This window comes from Rudaeicoccus suwonensis, from assembly GCF_007829035.1.
GTDB classification, from domain to species: domain Bacteria; phylum Actinomycetota; class Actinomycetes; order Actinomycetales; family Dermatophilaceae; genus Rudaeicoccus; species Rudaeicoccus suwonensis.
Genome location: NZ_VIVQ01000001.1, coordinates 71,013 through 90,456 on the forward strand (window position 1 = coordinate 71,013; position 19,444 = coordinate 90,456).

At 67.4% G+C, this 19,444-nt stretch carries 15 protein-coding genes; 4 read left to right on the forward strand and 11 right to left on the reverse strand.

The features are described from left to right. Nucleotides 1-17: 17 nt before the first annotated feature. The gene (locus tag BKA23_RS00365; protein ID WP_170226305.1) at nt 18-791 is read right to left on the reverse strand and encodes a VOC family protein; all 774 of its coding nucleotides are present in this window, start codon (nt 789-791) and stop codon (nt 18-20) included. Nucleotides 792-922: 131 nt separating this feature from the next. Here BKA23_RS00365 and BKA23_RS00370 point away from each other — a divergent pair, with 131 nt between their 5' ends. After that, entirely contained in the window at nt 923-1,357 is a 435-nt protein-coding gene (locus BKA23_RS00370; protein WP_145224482.1) for a hypothetical protein, read from the forward strand. A 43-nt stretch (nt 1,358-1,400) separates the two neighbouring features. Here the strand turns inward: BKA23_RS00370 and BKA23_RS00375 are convergent, their stop codons facing one another. The 6 genes from BKA23_RS00375 to BKA23_RS00400 all read right to left on the reverse strand — a co-directional run bounded on the left by BKA23_RS00375 (nt 1,401) and on the right by BKA23_RS00400 (nt 6,913). Then, nucleotides 1,401-1,886 carry a low molecular weight protein-tyrosine-phosphatase gene (locus BKA23_RS00375; RefSeq protein WP_145224484.1) on the reverse strand — a complete coding sequence of 162 codons (486 nt, stop codon included), beginning with the start codon at nt 1,884-1,886 and terminating at the stop codon, nt 1,401-1,403. Between the two features lie 24 nt (nt 1,887-1,910). Beyond that, the gene (gene galK / locus BKA23_RS00380) at nt 1,911-3,086 is read right to left on the reverse strand and encodes a galactokinase (protein ID WP_246104380.1); all 1,176 of its coding nucleotides are present in this window, start codon (nt 3,084-3,086) and stop codon (nt 1,911-1,913) included. Further along, nucleotides 3,083-4,159, reverse strand: a complete 1,077-nt coding sequence (gene galT, locus BKA23_RS00385) for a galactose-1-phosphate uridylyltransferase (protein ID WP_145224486.1) — start codon at nt 4,157-4,159, stop codon at nt 3,083-3,085. Before galT ends, galK begins: the two co-directional genes overlap by 4 nt. A 139-nt stretch (nt 4,160-4,298) precedes the next feature. Continuing rightward, entirely contained in the window at nt 4,299-5,066 is a 768-nt protein-coding gene (locus BKA23_RS00390; protein WP_145224488.1) for a DUF4282 domain-containing protein, read from the reverse strand. 39 nt (nt 5,067-5,105) lie between these two features. Further along, a complete protein-coding gene (locus BKA23_RS00395) occupies nt 5,106-5,753 on the reverse strand; it encodes a response regulator (RefSeq protein ID WP_145224490.1) in 648 nt (215 codons plus the stop codon). Beyond that, complete coding sequence (locus BKA23_RS00400; RefSeq protein WP_145224492.1) at nt 5,750-6,913, reverse strand: sensor histidine kinase; 1,164 nt, start codon at nt 6,911-6,913, stop codon at nt 5,750-5,752. Before BKA23_RS00400 ends, BKA23_RS00395 begins: the two co-directional genes overlap by 4 nt. A gap of 114 nt (nt 6,914-7,027) precedes the next feature. On the opposite strand from BKA23_RS00400, the gene BKA23_RS00405 reads away from it, so the two are divergent. The 3 genes from BKA23_RS00405 to BKA23_RS00415 all read left to right on the forward strand — a co-directional run bounded on the left by BKA23_RS00405 (nt 7,028) and on the right by BKA23_RS00415 (nt 10,709). After that, entirely contained in the window at nt 7,028-7,549 is a 522-nt protein-coding gene (locus BKA23_RS00405) for a hypothetical protein (RefSeq protein ID WP_145224494.1), read from the forward strand. Nucleotides 7,550-7,651: 102 nt separating this feature from the next. Beyond that, nucleotides 7,652-8,299 carry a TetR/AcrR family transcriptional regulator gene (locus BKA23_RS00410; RefSeq protein ID WP_170226306.1) on the forward strand — a complete coding sequence of 216 codons (648 nt, stop codon included), beginning with the start codon at nt 7,652-7,654 and terminating at the stop codon, nt 8,297-8,299. 76 nt (nt 8,300-8,375) lie between these two features. Next, entirely contained in the window at nt 8,376-10,709 is a 2,334-nt protein-coding gene (locus tag BKA23_RS00415; protein WP_145224498.1) for an MMPL family transporter, read from the forward strand. A 986-nt stretch (nt 10,710-11,695) separates the two neighbouring features. On the opposite strand, the gene BKA23_RS00420 is transcribed toward BKA23_RS00415, so the two are convergent. The 4 genes from BKA23_RS00420 to BKA23_RS00435 form a co-directional block, all read right to left on the reverse strand. After that, on the reverse strand, nt 11,696-13,327 hold the full coding sequence (locus tag BKA23_RS00420) for a glycosyltransferase family 39 protein (RefSeq protein WP_170226307.1): 1,632 nt from the start codon (nt 13,325-13,327) through the stop codon (nt 11,696-11,698). Beyond that, complete coding sequence (locus tag BKA23_RS00425) at nt 13,302-14,114, reverse strand: hypothetical protein (RefSeq protein ID WP_145224503.1); 813 nt, start codon at nt 14,112-14,114, stop codon at nt 13,302-13,304. Before BKA23_RS00425 ends, BKA23_RS00420 begins: the two co-directional genes overlap by 26 nt. A 142-nt stretch (nt 14,115-14,256) precedes the next feature. Continuing rightward, the gene (locus tag BKA23_RS00430) at nt 14,257-15,540 is read right to left on the reverse strand and encodes a M1 family metallopeptidase (protein ID WP_145224505.1); all 1,284 of its coding nucleotides are present in this window, start codon (nt 15,538-15,540) and stop codon (nt 14,257-14,259) included. Further along, a complete protein-coding gene (locus BKA23_RS00435) occupies nt 15,537-19,394 on the reverse strand; it encodes a Pls/PosA family non-ribosomal peptide synthetase (RefSeq protein ID WP_246104381.1) in 3,858 nt (1,285 codons plus the stop codon). The genes BKA23_RS00430 and BKA23_RS00435 overlap by 4 nt, the downstream gene beginning before the upstream one ends. Nucleotides 19,395-19,444: the final 50 nt, after the last annotated feature.

A 19,444-nucleotide genomic window follows, 5' to 3' on the forward strand; every position in this document is an offset into this window, starting at 1 on the left:
CTGAGTCAGGCCCCGAGTCACTGCCCGATCAACTCGATGAGCGAGAAGACCTCACCGTGCTTGCCCTGCATGAGCGCTTCCGGCCCGAAGGGCGTGTCCATCGTCATGAGGATCTGCGCGCCGAGTTCCTGGGCGATCTGTGCCGAGGAGTCACGGTCGGCGACGCAGAAGTGCACCAGCCAGCTTGCCGGCACGTCGTCGGCCAGTTCATCGGCCTGGTGGATCCCGCCGACCGGACCGCTGCCCGGCACGCTGAACGTGACATAGCCCGGGCCGGTCTCCTGGAACTGGTAGCCGAAGACCGCGCCGTAGAACTCCCGAGCGGTCGCCAGGTCGCGCGTCATCAGGTCGTTCCACGCCACCGAGCCGGGCTCGTTGTAGATCCCGAAACCGCGGTGGACCCCGGCCTGCCACAGCCCGAAGGCCGCACCTGTGGGGTCGACGCAGAACGCCATCCGCCCCAGGTCGGTCACAGTCGTCGGTTCGACGATGACCTGCCCGCCCGCGCTGCGGACCGCATTGCAGGTGGCATCGACGTCATCGGTCGCGAGGTAGGTCGACCAGACCGTTGGCTGGTCCTCGCTCATGTGCGGCATCAAACCGGCCGCGGCGTGGTCGTCCTTGAGGCAGGTCAGGTAACCACCGGTGTCCTCCGGGCCCTCCTCGATGTGCCAGCCGAACAGTTTGCCGTAGAAGTCGCGGGCGTGGTGCATGCCGCGGTGCTCGGGCGCGAAGGCGCAGTCGACCCAGCATGGTGTGCCGGCGGTCCACATCGTGGTGCGGGTAGTCATAAGGCAGGTGTATGCCGCCGCCGCCCTCATTGGCAAGTCAGTCACCCGACCCTGGGCGGCTGCGGAGATTCTTACTGATTCGTCGTGTGGAATTGGCCATGTTGTTACCTACGCTTCCGTAACATTGCTTTATGGCCAGAAGATGCAGCGATGATCGGCAATTGGTGCCTGTCGCGGCGCTGCTGGCCGGACCGGTGTGCCGGCGTCTGCGTGCTGTCGCTGCCGACGTCATCGACGATCCGGCCGCACTGCAGCGGTTGCTCGACCGGGCCGACGCCGTGGTTGGGGACTGCGAGGACGCCGATCCGATCGCGACGCTCGCCCTTGATGTCGCCTGGTCGGTGCTCGTGGTGCACGTGGAAGATCTGCAGGAGGGGCGCCTGTGGCGTGATGAGCCGGACGCCGAATGCGACGAGGCCCGCTACACGGTGCTGGTCGCCGCGCTGCAACGTCTGGTCGCGGATCCCCCTGACGGTGGAAGTGACGCGCAGGAGAAACTACGTGATCTCACCGAGTTGGTGCGTTGGGTGACCTGGGCCCCGCAGAATTTGCTTCCGGCCCACTGAGGCCGCACAGCCACAGCGTGATAGATCTCAATTCACTGCCCTGTCAGCGCAGTTCGCGTTTGAGTTCCTCCACGACACCGGCGCACGCCGCCTCGATCTGGGTCAAGCAGCGGTCGAAGTCGCTGGCGTTGCCGTAGTAGGGGTCATCCACCTCGAGGGTGCCGGCGGTGACTGCTTCGGGGTCGAACTCGCGCATCAGTTGGACGCGTGCGGTGCTGTGTGCCCCCGCCATACGCAAGACGTCGTGCAGGTGGCCGTTGTCGGCAACCAGGATCAGATCCCGGGTCTGCAGGTATGGCGGATCCAGTTGTCGCGCCACATGCTGATCGCCGTCGTATCCGGCCTTCGCGAGCGCGGCGACGGTGCGCCGGTCCGCGGGGTCGCCCGCGTGCCAGTCGCCGGTGCCGGCGGAGTCGACTTCGACCTGGTCGGCCAGTCCGGCGTCCGGCAGCATCGCCCGCAGGACGATCTCCGCCATCGGAGATCGGCAGATGTTGCCCGAACACACGAAACACACCCGGTAGCTCACCTGGCCGACACTACGTGACGGCGTTCACCGCAGGCGGCCGGCGCCGTCTCCCGCCTCGGCCACGAAGGCCGTCGGCGCTGGAAAACCGCCGGCTGCGGCGGCCGTCGCGCATGCAACGGCGATCGCGTCGCATTGATCCTTGTCGACCAGCGCGATCACGCATCCGCCGAATCCGCCACCGGTCATGCGTGCGCCGTAGGCACCTGCGTCGACCGCTGCACGCTGCAGCGCATCGACCGACGGCGCGGTGATGTCGAAGTCGTCACGCATCGAGGCGTGGGAATCGTTGAGCAGCGGGCCTATTCGGCGCACATCGCCGCCGTCCTGCAGTAATGCGGCGACCTGCTCTACACGAGCGGAGTCGGTGACGACGTGTCGCGCGCGGCGTCGCAGCAGCGACGACAATGGCGCGAGCGTCTGCTCGAGCCCGGCGAGCGGCACATCTCGCAACTGCTCGACTCCTAGCTGCTCGGCCGCCTCCTGGCAGGCGCGTCGCCGCTGCACGTATTCGCCGTCGGCGTGCGTGTGCGCGGTGTGCGAATCGATCACCAGCAGGCTCAACCGCGAGTCCCGAAGCTCGAACGGCAGGTGGGTGATCGTGACGGCGCGAGTGTCGATCTGCATCGCCTGACCAGCGCGGCCGCACACCGACGCCAACTGGTCCATCAACCCGGTCGGCGCGCCAGCGATGTGGTTCTCCGCATCGCGGCCGAGGTCGGCGATCGACTCCTTGGCCAGCTGCCAGTCCATGAGGTCCGACCACGCCCGCGCGGTGCCGCAGGACAGCGCCGCCGACGACGACAGCCCTGCTCCGGTCGGCACATTCGAGGCCAGCACGATGTCGAGCCCCTTCACCGGCAGGTCCCGCTGACGTGCTGCCCAGCCGACACCGACGACGTATGCCGCCCAGCCGAACGATCCGCCCGGTGCCACGTCGTCGAGGTCGACCGTCACCGGACGACCGTCGTCGACCTGCACCGACGCGACGCGCACGACCGCGTCCTCGCGCCGCCGCACGACGGCCACCGTGTGCTGCTGCAGCGCGATCGGCAGCACAAAACCGCCGTTGTAGTCGGTGTGTTCGCCGATCAGGTTGACCCGTCCCGGTGCCGCCCACACGCCGTCGGGAGCACCGTCATACAGCTGCGAGAATCGCGCGACGAGCGCGTCCACGTCGACAGCCGGGGGATTGGCGATCACCGTGCCACCTCACGCAGGCGCGTGGCGAGCGCCTCGGGCAGGCCGTCGTTGACGAAGGCGCCCTGGCCGGACTCCGAACCGGCGAGAGCCTTGACCTTGCCCTCACCACGCCGGATCGAATACAGCTCCAGGTGCAGCCAGGCGACTTCGCGGTCGCGTCGCACCGGAGCCTGCTGCCAGGCCGCTATGTATGGCGTGGGCTCTGAGTACAACCGGTCGAACCGGCGCAGCACGTCGAGGTAGATCGTCGCGAACGAGTCGCGTTCGGCGTCGCCCAAGGCAGGTAGGTCGGGCACCTGCCGGCGGGGGTAGAAGTGCACCTCGATCGGCCACCGCGCCGCGAACGGCACGAAGGCGACCCAGTGCTCGTTCTGCGTGACCACGCGTTCGCCGGAGGCGATCTCGGCATCGATGATGTCACCGAACAGGCTTCTGCCCGTGCGGCTGTGGTGCTCGGTGGCGGCCGCGAGCTCCTGCGCTGCGCGCGGCGGCACGAAGGGGTAGGCGTAGATCTGGCCGTGCGGGTGCTGCAGGGTCACGCCGATCTCACGGCCGCGGTTCTCGAACGGGAAGACGTGCTCGACCGCATCCAGCTGCGACAGCTCGCAGGTGCGGTCGGCCCAGGCGTCGACGACCAGCCGCGCCTGGGCGGGCGTCAGCGCGGCGAAGGTGGAGTCGTGGTCGCTGGTGAAGCAGACGACCTCGCACCGTCCGACGCCGGCGCGCAACTGCTCCATGCCGTCGGTGACGGCGTCCAGAGCCTCGGCGTTCATCGCGAAGGAGGGAAAGCGGTTCTCGAAGGCGACGACTTCGTACTCGGTCGACGGAACCTCCGACAGGTGGGTCCGCGACGGGCACAGCGGGCACTCGTCGGCGGGTGGCAGATAGGTGCGGGTCTGGCGGTGCGAGGCGATGGCGATCCATTCGCCGGTCAGTGGGTCGCGACGCAACTGCGAGCTGGTGACTGCCTCGGGCAGATCGCGGCGGTCCACCGCGGGGATGCGGTGACGATCGCCTGCGTCATACCAGATGATTTCCCGGCCGTCGGCAAGTCTGCCTTTGGTGCGCTGCATCGCCCATCGCTTTCCATAACCGAACGTTGGAAAATGTTCGGATCCGTTGTACCACGAAAAACTCACAGGTTCCACGCGTGCCGAAGGCCGGCACCCGCATGGGGATGCCGGCCTTCGCGCGTCGCGGTAACCGCAGTCGTCAGGCCTTGTCGCGCTGGGCGATCCGGGCGACATTGATCGCCAGTTCGAGCACCAGGCGGAAGATGCCGACGAAGACGATGAGCAGCACCAGCGACGTCACCGTGTGGATGAACGCCGAGAGCCCACTCATGTTGTCGAAGTGGTACTGACCAGAGCTGGTGCTGCCCCAGTAGTAGGTCAGGTCGCTGATGAAGTTCAGCACCGCCCACACGATCGCGCCGAGGAACAACAGGCTGGCGATCCGCTCGGTCAGCGACTTCTTGAACTGCAGGTCGCTGAACAGTGCACCGATGCCTTCGCCGGCGCCGGACGCGATCTGACCCGCGTCGGAGGCGAACTGCTGACCGACCTGCTGGGCCTGCTGGCCGAAACCCTGGCCCTGCGGCTGCGCCTGGGTGTAACCCTCGCTGCCGGTCTGCTGGCCATAGCCGTATCCGCCGTCGTGACCGGCCGGCTGACCGTAGCCGCCCTGGTCGTAGCCGGTGGGAGCGCTCTGCCCCTGGTCGTAGCCGGTGGGAGCGCTCTGCCCCTGGTCGTAGCTCGGCTGTGCGTCGTGGCCGGCCGGTTGACCGTACCCCTGGCCCTGGCCCTGGCCCTGGTCGTAGGGCTGGTTGTACGCCTGGCTGTAGCCCTGGCCAAGACTCTGACCTTGCGGCGCACTGCCGCTCTGGTCATAGGGCTGCTGCGCCGGCTGGCCCCCCTGCTGGGCGTCCTGATTCTCCTGGCCCTGATTGTCGTTCCACGAACCACCGGTAGGTGTTGACATGTCTCCTCCTGAGATCGGTTGCCGCCCAGGCTACAAGCGCTAACCCGCAACGCCTCGCTCATAGGCATAGGTCACCAGCGCGGCGCGCCCCGCGCATCCGGTCTTGGCCAGCAGGTGGTTGATGTGGGTCTTGACCGTGCTCATCGAGACATACAGTTCGCGCGTGATCTGGGCGTTCGACAGCCCACGTGCTATCAGCCGCAGCACCTCGACCTCGCGCTCGGTCAAACCGTCCGCGCTGTATGCCGCATCGTCGTCCGGCTCGGTCGTGGCCGGCGCGGCGAGCAGTGCCGCCGTGACGCGCGTATCCAGCAGAGAGCGTCCACCGGCAGCGGCACGGATGGCGCTGGCGATGGTGTCCGGATCGGCGTCCTTGTTGAGGAATCCGAGCGCACCGGCGCCGACGGCATCGCGGATCGTGGCGTCGTCGTCATACGTGGTGAGGGCCACACACCGCGTGCGTGCATCCGCTGCGGCCAGGCGCCGGATTCCTTCCACTCCACCGATGCCGGGCATCCGCAGGTCGGTCAGCAGCACATCCGGGTCGAGGCTCTCGACGGCGGCGATGGCCTCCTCGGCGCTCGCGGCGACGCCCAGCACCTCGATGCCCTCGATGAGTGCCAGCATCGATCGCAGCCCTTCCCGCACGACGGTCTGGTCGTCGGCGATCAGCACGGTGACAGTCATGATGCCTCCCAGGATGCCCGCACGCACCAGCCCTCGGCGCTCGGGCCCGCGGTGAAGTCGCCGCCACTGGCGCACACGCGTTTCCGCAGGCCGGCCAAACCGTGGCCGCCGCTGACGTGGTCTGACTGCGGGGCCGTGGCGACGTCGCCATACGTGATGAGCTGAATCTCGTTGACGCTCAACGTGATCGAGATCGGCCACCCGGGAGAGTGTCGTATGGCGTTGGTCAGCGACTCCCGCAGCAGCGCCTCGGCGACCTGTTGCCGGTCGGCGGCCATGGCGCCGGCGTCACCGGTGACGTCGATCTGAGCGCCGGTGCTGTCGCGCAGTCGCTGAACGGTCTCGGTCAGCCATTGCTGCAGCGGGGTTGCGGTCGCGGCGGGCGCTTCTCCCTTGAGACTTTCGACCGCATCGCGGGCGCCGACTAGGCCCTCGCGCGCAAGCTCGGTGGCTGCCGAAAGTCGTTGTTGCAGAGCCTCACTCGCATTCTCCTGGCGTGCCTGCAATCCCGCGGTCTGCAGCGAGACGATCAGTCCCGACAGCGTGTGTGCGAGCACGTCGTGCAACTGGGCAGCGACCTCGCGCTGTCGCTCCGCGGCGTCGACCCGGCTGCGTTCCCGGGCGATGACGATCTCCTGGCTGGCGGCCAGATCAAGAGCCTCGGTCTGCCGCCGCCGTTGCTGTGTAATGATCACGATCCCGGCCACGATGAGCAGATCGACCAGCAAGGTCGTCAGGCCGTTGCTGCCGTAGAGACTGGCGACGAAGAAGCCGGCGACCGGTGGCACGCACAGTGCCAACATGTGGCCGAGGTCCGGCATCCGCATCGCTGTCACGATCGGCACGTACGCGATGAATGCGAGGCCGCCGTCCGGCATGCAGCTGATCACGACCAGTGCGCCGACCGACATCACCCACAACGCCAGGGTGGACCAGCCCTCGGTGTCGTAATCAGGGCTGTCCGCAGCCCACCACCTGTTGCCGATCATCAACCCGACCAGGACAGCGGTGATGGCAACGCCTGCGACGGCGAATCGCCACGTCGGATAGCTGTTTCGGTGGTCGTCGACGGCGGACACATACGTCCAGACACTTCCGACCAGGACGACCAGCCGGATGGCCAGCCGATCCAGGCGGAGGTCGTCGATGTGTTTGATCACGGCGACCAACCTACGCAGGACTACGTGGCGGTGGAGGCGGGCCGACGCGAGATCAACCCTGGCTCAACCCGCGGGTTGAGGCCTGTGAGCCGGCGAAACGACAGGCTGAAGGACATGAACTCGAACCCAGCACTCATCGTCCTCGAAGTCATCGCGGTCATCGCCTTCATCCTCTGGCGGCAGGTCCGCACCACCGAGGTCGCCTCTGGCGCCATCCGCGGCCCGATCATCATCGGTGGCATCGGTCTGCTGAACCTGTCGCAATTCATGCGGCATCACGTCGTCGCATCCGGTGAGATCGCGGCTCTAGTGGTCGGCCTGTTGCTGGCCGTGGCCATCGCCTGGCCGCGTGCGCATTCCATGAAGGTGTGGCGCGACGCCGACGGCCGCTGGTTCAAGCGCGGCACGCCGATGACCATCGTCTGGTGGGCCGTGCTGATGGTGTCGCACGTGGCCGTGACCATCGCAGTGCCGGCGGCATTCGGTGAAAAGGTCTCGGGTTTCTCGGCATTCGACGGTGCGACCATCATGGTCTTCCTCGGTGTCAGCCTCGCCGCGCAGGCGCTGTTCACCGAGCACCACCTGCAGCGGTGCTTCCCTGGGCAGCGCATCTCGGGCATCAGCCTTGCCAAGTAACGTCGTGGAAGTAACGCCTCATCGCGCCTCGGGGGAGCGATGAGGCGTAACTCACACTCGATCGTTTTGCACTTTCGGGCACTAAAGGGCAAAAATTGCCAGGTGCCCACCACCATCGACCTCCGCGCCGACGACGCCGATCTGACCGAACTGGTGATGCACGCATCCTGGTCGCCCAAGCGGCTGCTCACAGCGCACCGCATCACGCGCGCCGCCCAGCAACTCGCGGTCGCCAAGGGTTACGAACACTTCACCCTCGACGAGCTCGCCGAAGCGGCCGACGTGTCACGCCGCACCTTGTTCAACTACTTCGACGGCAAACTCGACGCCACACTCGGGGTGGTGCCGGGCCTGTCGCAGGACGACATCGACACCTTCGTCGGTGGCGGCACCGGTGACCTGATCGATGATCTCGGATCGTTGGTGCTGGGGATCCTCAACAGCACCGGCGTGCGGATGCGGCGTGAGGACTGGGTCACGACGCGCCGATGTTTCGAGACCAACCCCCGGCTGGTGATCGCCGCCCACGAGCGGTTCTCCGGATTGGTCGATCAGATCCGGGTGCTGGTCGAGCGACGCGAGAGCCTTGCGCCATACAGCCCGGAGGTTCCGGTGCTGCTGGCGATGCTCGGCGGCATCTTCAAGGTCACCCTCCAGCACTTCATCCAGCACGACGACGGTCGCGAGGTCGGCGAGATCTTTCTGGACAACCTGCTGCTCGCACGACGACTTTTCACGCAATCCGGCTGACACCGGCCGGCTCGCACGTTTTCACCGCTTCCCCCGCACCACAGATTTCATCCCACCAAGCACCTAAGGACGCTTCATGGCTTCCCTTCTCTACCGACTGGGCCACACGGCCTACCGACGGTGGCCGTTCTTCATCATCGGCTGGCTGGTCGTGCTCGTCGGCTTCGGCGCGATCGCGACCGGTGTCGCCAAACCGATGGTCGACACCTTCAGCATTCCGGGGATCCCCTCGCTGCAGGCACAGAGCATGCAGCAGAAGCTGTTCCCCGCCACCGGAAATGCGGTCGATGAGGCGTCGGTGACGGTCGTCGTCGCAGCGCCGAAGGGTCACACGCTGAAGGAGGCGCAGTACACCAACGCGGTCAATTCCCTGATCGCCAAGCTGGACACTCTGCCTCAGATGCCGACGCAGGCCGCCGCCAAGCCGATCAACCCGGTGACCAAGGCTGCGGCGCAGGAGAAGCAGATTCTTGCTGCCGCAGGCAAGACGCCGGACGAGCAGGCAACAGCGAAGCAGAACGCCCAGGCGTTGTCCCCGCTGTCGGCCGATGGTCGCACCGGAGAGATCACCTGGAACTTCAACGTCAAGACCGTCGCAGACGTCAAGGTCGCTACGCAGAATGACGTGCTCAAGGCCCTCGACACCGCCCGTGCGAACGGCCTGCAGGCGGAGGTCGACGGCTCGGGGATGCAGGCGATGGTCGACAGCGGTGGCAGCAGCGAGTTGCTGGGTGTGCTTGTCGCGGCCGTCGTGCTGTTCATCACCTTCGGCTCGCTCGTTGCCGCCGGTATGCCGCTGATCACCGCCCTCGTCGGCGTCGGCATGGGCGAACTCGCGATCCAGTTCGCGACCGGCTTCACCACCATCGGCACGACCACTCCGATCCTCGCGACGATGATCGGCCTCGCAGTAGGTATCGACTACACGTTGTTCATCCTCGCCAGATATCGCACCGAGTTGTTGTCCACCGACGACCGAGCGCATGCGGCAGGTATGGCGGTCGGCAAGGCCGGCAGCGCAGTCGTCTTCGCCGGACTCACCGTGCTGATCGCCCTCTGCGCCCTGTCGGTGGTCGGCATCCCGTTCCTGACCTCGATGGGTCTGGCCGCGGCGGGCACCGTCTTCTTCGCGGTCTGCGTCGCGCTGACCCTTCTGCCGGCCGTGCTCGGTCTGCTGAAGTCCAAGGCCTTCGGTGCGCAGCTGCGCAAGCGTCAGGACAAGGTCCGCGCCGACGGCAAGACAGTTAACAATGGTGTGCGCTGGGCGCACTTCCTGGGCAAGAAGCCGGCCATCATCGTCGGGCTGGTCGTCATCGTGCTCGGCGGCTTGGCCGTGCCGATGAAGAACCTGCACCTCGCCCTGCCGTCCGACTCGACGGCTGCGAAGTCGACCACCCAGCGCAAGGCGGCCGACATGGTCTCCGGCGCGTTCGGCGCGGGTCGTCAGGCACCGTTCATCGTCGTGGTCGACGGCACCGGCATCAGCAACGCGAGTCAGCGCCCTGCGGCATACGGCTCGGTGCTGAAGTGGGCCGGCAGCCAACAGGATGTCGCGAACGCGCAGATCATCGCGATGAACGCCACCAAGACCGGTGCGCAGATCCTTGTAACGCCCAAGGGTTCGGCCGACGCCGAGTCGACGCTGCACCTGCTGGACCACCTGCGGTCGGGGCAGGCAGGCATCGAGAAGCAGACCAACACCAAGGTCGGCGTCACTGGTGTGACCGCGATTCAGACCGACGTGTCGACGCAGTTGACCAACGCACTGCCGAAGTATCTGGCGGTCGTGATCGGCCTGGCGTTCATCCTGCTGATGATCGTGTTCCGCTCGATCCTGGTGCCGCTGATGGCGACCGTGGGCTTCCTGCTGTCGGTGCTGGCGACGCTGGGCGCGACTGTCGCGGTCTTCCAGAACGGAGCCTTCGGCATCGTCGAGGGTGCACCGATCGTCAGCTTCATGCCGATCATCCTGATCGGCATCGTCTTCGGACTTGCGATGGACTATCAAGTGTTCCTGGTCAGTCGAATGCGCGAGGCGTATGTCCACGGTGAAGAGGCGCGTCAGTCGGTGATCGACGGTTTCCGGTATGGCGCCCGTGTGGTCGCCGCGGCCGCGACCATCATGATCTCGGTCTTCGCGGCGTTCATGTTGCAGAGCAACAGCCTGATCCAGTCGATGGGCTTCGCGCTCGCGGCGGCGGTCTTCTTCGACGCCTTCGTGGTCCGGATGACGCTCATCCCGTCGCTGATGTTCTTGTTCGGCGACAAGATGTGGTGGCTGCCGAAGTGGCTGGACAAGATCCTGCCGCGAGTGGACATCGAGGGCGAGGGCCTGAAACAGAAGGGCCCGCGGCACGCCGCTTCGGCGCCCGAGTCCGAATCCGACGACGCAGCTCTGGCCGGGGTCTGAGGCCGGCTGGTCCGGTGAGCTAGCCGGGTCGGGCTGGCTGGTCCGGTGAGCCAGCCGGGTCGGACTCCCCGGGTTCGGTGTACCAGCCGGGTCGGACTCCCGGGGTCGGTGTACCAGCCGGGTCGGACTCCCGGGGTCGGTGTACCAGCCGGGTCGGACTCCCGGGGTCGGTGTATCGGGGCGGAACTGCCGGTTGATCGCAAGGCCGGGTGTGCAGCACGAGAGTGCGGCACACCCGGCTTCGTCATATCCGGCCAGCCGCCGAGGCGCTCGGGGCCCCTTGCGTGGGGTGTGGTTCCACCTCGTCGCAGCGTCGTCATGTCCGGCCAGCCGCCGCGGCGTTCGAGAACGGCGCCGCAGGCGATCGTGGTCGCGAGATGTCGAGATGTGCCGTTTGGCCGTCGGCATTCCCGACCAATTCCGACATCTCGTGTGAGCGCTTCGGACCAGGATTGACATCTGGCGTAGGTGGTTCCGACCAATGCCCATTTGGTGGTCGAGGGTGAGGCTGGTTCCGCCCAGGATCGACATCTCGTGGAAGGCTGCTCGCGGATTCTCCCGTTGAGCGTTGCCGCCGAACATGCAGAAGTCGCCGATGCGGCGAGTGGTGTCGTGGCCGCCGCACATAAGTCGCCGATGCGGGCGATCCAAGCGCCTCACCCGTCTCTTTGATGGCACCGGTCACGTGCGTCACACATAAGTCGCCGATGCGGCGGGTGGTGTCGTGCCCGGCGCACATACGTCGCCGATGTGGTGATTTCCGGGTCAGGACCAGCATCCAACGGCGGTAAAAATCACCGTCGACGAGGTGTCGGGATTCGTCGGTTTCGGTGGGCGTCCTCGTCACGAGATATCGTAATGTGTCGGTTGGCCGCCGCATTCCTGACCAATGCCGACACTTCGTGTCAGCGGTTCCGACCGGGATCGACATCTCCGTGATCCGGGTCGGTGCGGTGGGTCACGGGTCACGGGTCGCAGGTCGCAGGTCACGGGCAGCTCAGGTCGGTGACGTCGACCTTGATCGAGGTCCAGGTCGTTGTCACCTGGCAACCGATGCCGCGCAGCGCATCCAGCACCGCGCCGCGCGGCGAGCCCCACGTCACGAGCGCGATCCGCCCGTAGCCGCCGTCACGCGCGAGCGCCGCGATCTGACCAGGCGTGCGATCCGTGCCGAACAAGCTGTCCGAGGCGATGCGGCCCTGCGCGAGAGACAGATCCGGCAGCCCCGCGAACGCAGCGGGATATGCGACCGAGGGGGCGCGGGCGCGGGGATCGTCATACACCACGGCGTCGGGTCGCAACCGGGTGACGTCGTGCGCGACGGCCGCGAAGTTCTGGCCGGCTTTGCCCGTCGGGGTGCGCTTGGCGACGAGCAGCGGCAGGCAGCCGAGTATGACGAGCGCCATCACGCCGACTCGCAGCCATCGACCGCGCAGCACCGCCACACCAGCTCCGGCCAGGATCGCCAACGCCGGGCAGCAGAACGCGAAATAGCGCGTGGAGTACATCGCGCCGGAGTCGCGCAGGCTGATCACGAACGTGGCGACCGGCGGCAGCAGCGCCCACACCGCGAGCGCCCACGCGAGCGGTGCAGAGCTGGAAGATGCCGAGGCGGAAGATGCCGAGGCGGAAGATGCCGAGGCGGGAGAGGTGGGAGGCGCCGAGGTGGGAGGCGCCGATGCGGGAGACGTTGAGGCGGCAGCTGCCGAGCCGCGCCCGCGGGACGCCGTCACCAGCGCCACGATCACCAGCGCGAGCACGACCGCCATCGCCAGATAGCTGCCCAGCATCAGCCCCGGCACGGGACTGTGCGGATCGTGCGGTCCGACGAAGAACGTCGAGTGCAAGACCGTGCCGGGCAGACCGCTCAGCCCGAATCCAGCCTGTCCGCCGAGTTGCCCGGTCTGTCGCGAGGCGGCGACGAAGAACGGCGCGACCAGCACACTCATCACGACGGCCGCGATCAGCCACGGCCGAAAACGCCTGGTATGACGAGCGATCAGCGCATGCGCCACGATCGCCATAAGCACATAGATCTCGCCCCAGCACGCCAGCAGCATGAGCGCGACGTAGCCGATCCACCGCCACCGGCTCTCGCGCGCGCCGACGAGGCACCACGTCGCGAGCAGCAGCCACATCATCGCCATCGCGAAGCCACGTGCTTCCAAGGCGGTCCACGCCGAACCGGGCAGTATGACGAAGGTCGCGGCGGCAGCGGAGGCCGCGAGCGGGCCGAACCAGCGATCGGCGAGGCGCCACACGACATACGTGCAGACGCCGTAGACCACCGCGGAGGGCGCCCGTGTCGCGAAGGTGGACCAGCCGAAAGCTGCCGACCAGAAGTGCAGGAAGAAGTAGAACTGGCTGTGCACCAGATCCAGGTGGTGCAGCATGCCGATCAGCGCGGGCAGCGGGCGACGCGCAGCCGAGATGCTGGCGGACTCGTCATACCAATAGCCGGGGACCCACGACGCGATCAGCCCGATGCAGATGGCGATGCCTGCCCAGCACCAGCCGATGCGCGACGGACAGGTGCCACTGCGCGCAGACGGGTCGGCAGCGCCTGGGTCGCCTGGAACGGGCGGCGTCGTGTCAGACGGTGGGTTGGTTGATGGCACCGGAAGGAGCGGTGATCGGGGCCTGCGTGTTCCAGCCGTCCATGGTGATCGAAATCGGACCATCGTCGGAGCCGGCCATGCGTAGCGGCGTGGCCTTGCCGTCCGCGCTGACGGTGATGGTGTCACCGGAGCCGTCGTTGGCGTTGATCACGTAGACCGCTACTCCGTTGAGCGTGCTGCGCGTGACCGTCGCCACCTTGAGCGAGTTGTCGGTGATGTTCTTCGGGCCGAGCACGTCATCGAGTAACTGGTCGATGGTCGGCAGTTCGAGGGAACTCGCTGCTGTCGGCGATGCCAGGATCCACTTGTTCTCGAGCAGGCCGGCCTCCGTGGCGGGCATCTTGGCCTGTTTTTGCCAGAAGGCCTGATTGCCTCGGACGTAGTCGTTGCCGCTGACCGTGCGGATGGTGGCCGTGCCGTCGCTGTCGTCCTGAGTCGTGGCCTGCTGGTTGGACCCGTCGACGGTGCCCCTGATGTCGATGACTTGCTTGCTGCCGTCCGGTGCCGTCATGCGCATGACCAGGTGAGCGGAGGTGGCCTTCGCATCGGTGGCGCGCGCGGTGTGGATCAGGCTGATCGCGCTGGGAATCGCGCCGTTGTCGGTGGTGGTGCTTGCGGTCGGGCGGGATGCCGAGCCGGTCGGCGCGGACGCGCTCGCGTGCGACGACGGCGGTGCCACCGATACCGTGCCGTCGCCGCCACCGCATCCGCTCAGCAACAGGGCGACACCGACCGCTGATGCCGCTACGCCGGCGCTGGCGCCGGACCAGCCTCGTTTCACGACCATGGCGGCACTGTACGCGCAGACGGGCAGCTCACGCGTCGCCCGTCGAGGGGGCAGCGCGGCGGGTGGTGAGCGCGGCGGTGGGCACGTTGCTCGCTCGCCAACGGTCACGGCAGCGGTGAGCACGCCGCAGGACCACCGACGGTCAGGGCAGCGGTGGCAGGGCGATCTGGTAGACCCACGCGTCGACCACGTCAGCCACCTCGGAATGCCCGAGCTCGTCGGCGAGCGCAGTGAAATCGTCCGTGCTGACGTTGCCTCCGCTGTGACGCCGGACCCAGGTCTGCAGCAGTTCGAAGAATGCTTCGTCACCGATCGTGAGCCGAATCGCGTGTAGTGTCAACGCTCCTCGCTTGTAGACGCGGTCGTCGAAGACATCGGAGACGCCTGGGTCGCCGAGCAACAGCGATCCGCGGTGCCGCCGCAGCCGCTCCCATGCCTCCTCGGCTCGCTCGTGTGTCGACGGACCACCCGACTCCTGCGACCACAACCACTCGGCGTAGCAGGCGAAGCCCTCGTGCAGCCAGATGTCGCGCATCCGACGCAGAGTGACCGCGTTGCCGAACCACTGGTGTGACAGCTCGTGTGCGATCAGCCGCTGCGCATCCCACGTGCGGCTGAGCAGGTTGCTGCCGAAGATCGACAACCCCTGGGCCTCAAGCGGGATCTCCAGCGAATCATCAGTGACCACAACGCGATACGAGCCAAACGGGTATGGCCCGAACAGCCGCTCGAACAACTCGATCATCTGCGGCTGATCGGCGAAGGCACGGTCGAAGGCCGCACGTCGGGCTGGCGGGACCGCGGCCGTCAACGGGACCGACGCCGGGATGGTGTGCTCGGCATACCGGCCGATCTGCACGGTCGCGAGATAGGGCGCCATCGGCTCGGACTGCTCGTACGTCCACGTCGTGCGACCGGCGCGCCGGCGGACGGCGGTGCGCTGGCCGTTGGCGACGACGAAGTAGTCCGACGCGGTGCTGATCGTGATGCGGTACGGCGCCTTGGCATCCGGGCGGTCATTGCACGGGAACCAGCTTGGCGCGCCGCCCGGCTGCGAGGCGACGATGACGCCGTCGGCGAGTTCTTCCCACCCGGCCTCGCCGATCTTGTCGGGCACGGGCGTCGGCACGCCGCGATAGGTGACGGTCAGCTTGGTGGTCTTGCCGACCGAAATCGGTTGCTGCAGGCGGATTCTCAGCCGCCCGTCGGTGTGACTGTGCTTGCTGATCCTGGGCCCGCTCAGCTTGACGACTTTGAGCGCGTGCAGGTCGAGTGTGAGCTCGGAGAGGTCCTCCAGTGCTTCGATCGTGAGGACAGCCTGCCCCTTGAGCGAGTTGTTCTCCAGGGCGTAGTCGAGGTCGAGGTCGTAGTGGCGCACCGTGTATGACGCATCGCCGTGCCCCGGCAGATAGGGGTCGACGGTCATTCGTCGTCCACCCACGGGCCGATCGGGTTGCCGATCCAACGGGTCTTGTCAGGCACGAATTCGCCTCTCATCACTAGGGAAACCGGACCCACTGTGGCATGTCGGCCGATTGTCGCGGCCGGCAGTATGACGCTGTGCGGTCCGATCGTCGCACCTCGTTGCAGGCGCACGGTGTCCATGGACAGCACCCGGTCGTGGAACAGGTGGGTCTGCACGACACAGCCGCGGCCGACCGTCGCGCCGTCCTGCAACTCGATCAGATCGGCCTCCGGCAGCCAGTAGGTCTCGCACCAGACGCCCTTGCCGATGCGTGCACCCATCGACCGCAACCACCACACCAGCACGGGGCTGCCGGGCGCCGATCGAGCCAACCATGGCGCCGCCAGCATCTCGACGAAGGTGTCGGCCAATTCGTTGCGCCATACGAACGTGCTCCACAGGGGGTGCTCCCCGGCGCGAATCCGCCCGATCAGCAACCACTTCGCGACAGTTGCCAGGCCTGCCGCCACCGCTCCGCCGACCAGCAGTGCAGGTCCGGCGAGCACGAATGCGCTCCAGCTGCCCCAGCGGTGTGCTGCCCCGGCCAGCAGCAGTGCCACGACCGCGCACAGCGCGAACCCGAGCAGCCACGGCACGAGTCGGCACACCTCGACCAGGGCGCGCGCGACCTTCAACGTGCGCGCCGGCTGGTAGGTGCGCCCGGCGTCGGTCTTGTTCGACTGACGACGCAATCGCACCGGCGGGCTGCCCAGCCAGGAGGTGCCCGACTTCGCCTTGTCCGTGCGGCCGGGTGCGGCCGAAAGCACAGCAACCAGGCCACGTTTGGGCACCTTGCGACCAGGCGCCGTCATGCCTGAGTTGCCGACGAACGCCCGCTTGCCGACCTTGGTGCGCTCGATGCGCAGCCACCCGCCACCGAGTTCGTACGGCCCGACCAGGGTGTCGTCGGCCAGGAATGCGCCGTCGCCGACGGTGACCAGTGAGGGAATCATCAGCACGGTCGACGCCTCGACGTCCTTGCCGATCCGCGCCCCGAGCGCGCGTAACCACATCGGAGTCAGACCGCTGGAATACAGCGGGAAAAGCCAGGTGCGCGTCTCGTCCAGCGCCCGCAACGTGCCCCATGCCTGCAGCGCTTGCCGGCTGTGCACCGGGTGATAGCCGGGTCGCAGCCCGATTCCCAGTATTCGCAACAGAATCCAGCACAGGACGACAAGTATGACGATGCCGGTCACGCCGCCGGCGATCGTCATGGGCACGGCCATCGCAGCCAGATTCCGGTGGCCGAGGACGGCGATTGCCACGGCTGTGCCACCGGCAGTGGCCAGGATCGGCAGCAGCGTGATGAGGACGGCAAGCGCGCCATACAGGAACGAGAACACCGGACGGTGCGGTGGTCGCGTGTCCTGCCATGGTCCGCGTGCCTTGCGGACTCGTGTTGCGGGTGCGCCGCTCCAGGACTCGTCGTCAGGAATCTCGCCGAAAACTGCTGAGCCTGGGGCGACTTCGGACCGGCGACCGACGACCGCGCCAGGGCACAGCGTCGAACGCGTGCCGACTCTCGCCTCGGCGTGCACGGTCACCGGACCGATGAGCAGACGGTCGCCGTCGAGCCAATGTCCGGACAGGTCGACTTCGGGTTCGATCGATGCGGCGCGGCCGACGGTGAGCAGTCCGGTCACCGGCGGGATGCTGTGCAGGTCGGCGTCGCGGCCGATCCTGGCCCCCAGCAGGCGGGCGTACAGCCGCACCCACGGAGCGCTCGACAGCCGGACGGCGCCGACCTCGTCCACGATGCGCTCGGCCAGCCAGAGGCGCAGGTGCACCCGGCTGCCGCGCGGGTAGTCGCCAGGGCCGATCCCTGTCAGCACTGTGCGAACCAGCGCGACGGTCAACAGGATTCGGCCAGGTGGGGTGAGGAAGACCAGCCAGAGCACTCCGAGCACCCACCACGGCGTGCGCGGCAACGCCACCGGCACGTGTCCGTGCAGCAATCGTGCGCCGATGAGCACCCACGTCACCCACCGCAGACCTGCGAGCCACCGGGTGCCGATCAGTCCGGCGTGCTGCGCGAATTGAGTCTTCACCGGTGTCGGTGGCACGTCGCGTTCGCGCTGATTGGTGGGCGCCGACATCGAATCCAGTTGATCTGCAAGCGAACCCACGGTCGGGTGGGCGTAGATGTCAGCGACGGTGATCTCCGGTTGCTGCTCGCGCAGGCGGGACACCAGTTGGGCGGCGGTGAGGCTGCCGCCACCGAGGTCGAAGAAGTTGTCCGAGGCCGATGTCGCCACCGCGCCCAGCAGATCCAGCCAGATGTCGGCGATCAACGCCGCGGTGCCGTCAAGCGGAGCCTCGCCCTCATCGCCGGAACCGGCCCCGGACCCGCCTGCGCGCAGGGTCGCGATCGGCCACGGCAGCGCGTCGCGGTCGATCTTGCCCGACGTGCGCGTCGGCAGCGTGTCTACGGCGGCCAACCGCGGCACCATCGTCGCGGGCAACTCGTCGCGCAACCGCGTCAGTGCCGACTCCAGGTCGAAGTCGGCGCCGGTCACGAGATATCCGACCAGAATCTTGTTTCCCGCACCGGTCGACCTGATCGCCGCCGCACCACCGGCGACACCGGGCAGCGCCGACAATGCCGCGTCGATCTCCCCCAGCTCGATGCGGCGACCACCGAGTTTGATCTGCTCGTCCGCGCGGCCGGCAAACACCAGCCCCGCCTCATCCCGCACGACCAGGTCGCCGGAGCGGTAGGCGCGCTCCCAGCCGAGCGTCGGCATCGCGGCATACTTCTCGGCGTCCTTGACCGGGTCGAGATAGCGCGCCAGACCGACCCCGCCGATGATCAGCTCGCCGGTCGAGCCGTCGGCGACGGGCTGACCGGCGGCGTCGACAACCTCCAGATCCCAACCGTCCAGCGGCAATCCGATGCGCACAGGGTCGCTGCCGTCGAGCCGGGCGGCGCACGCGACCACGGTGGCCTCGGTCGGGCCGTAGGTGTTCCAGACCTCACGCTGGGCGGTTACATAACGCACGCCGACCTCGGGCGGGCATGCCTCACCACCGAGGATCAGCAGGCGCACCTTGTCGAGGGCGTGCGCCGGCCACATCCCCAGCAGGGTGGGCACCGTCGACACGACGGTGATGTCGTTGGCCACCAGCCAGGGGCCGAGATCCATGCCGCTCTTGACCAGCGATCGCGGCGCGGGGACCAGGCATGCGCCATACCGCCACGCGAGCCACATCTCCTCACAGCTGGCGTCGAAGGCGACCGACAATCCGGCCATCACCCGGTCGTCGACCCCGACCGGGTGATCCTGCAGAAACAGCCGCGATTCGGCGTCGACGAAGGCCGCGGCATTGCGGTGGGTGACCGCGACCCCCTTGGGCTTGCCGGTCGATCCGGAGGTGAAGATCACCCAGGCGTCGTCGGTCGGCTCGGGCTCGGTCAGCTCGATCGGAGCCGAATCGCCTTGCTGCAGTTGGATATCCAAGTCGTTGCCGATGATCGCGGCGACGGCTGCCTCGCCGAAGACGGTGCGTGCGCGTTCCTCGGGGTCGTCGGCGTCGACGGGCACGTATGCCGCGCCGGCCATGAGTGTGCCGAGGATTGCGACATACAGGTCGGTCGTGCCCGAGTTGATCCGTATGCCGATCCGCGCGCCGCGCCCGACACCCAGCTCGGCCAGCGCCGCTGCCACGTCGGAGGCCTCGTCGAACAACTCCTCGTAGGTGAGTACCGTGGCGCCGTTGTCGATCGCGGGTGCATCGGGGCACTCGCTCACGGTCTCGGTGAAGATGTCGACGAGGGTGCGCGCCACCGGCGCGTGTGGGCCGCGAAGCAGGGTCACGTCGTGGGCTCCTCGAGAGTCGGAACGGCGGCGGCACCATCCTTCCGTAT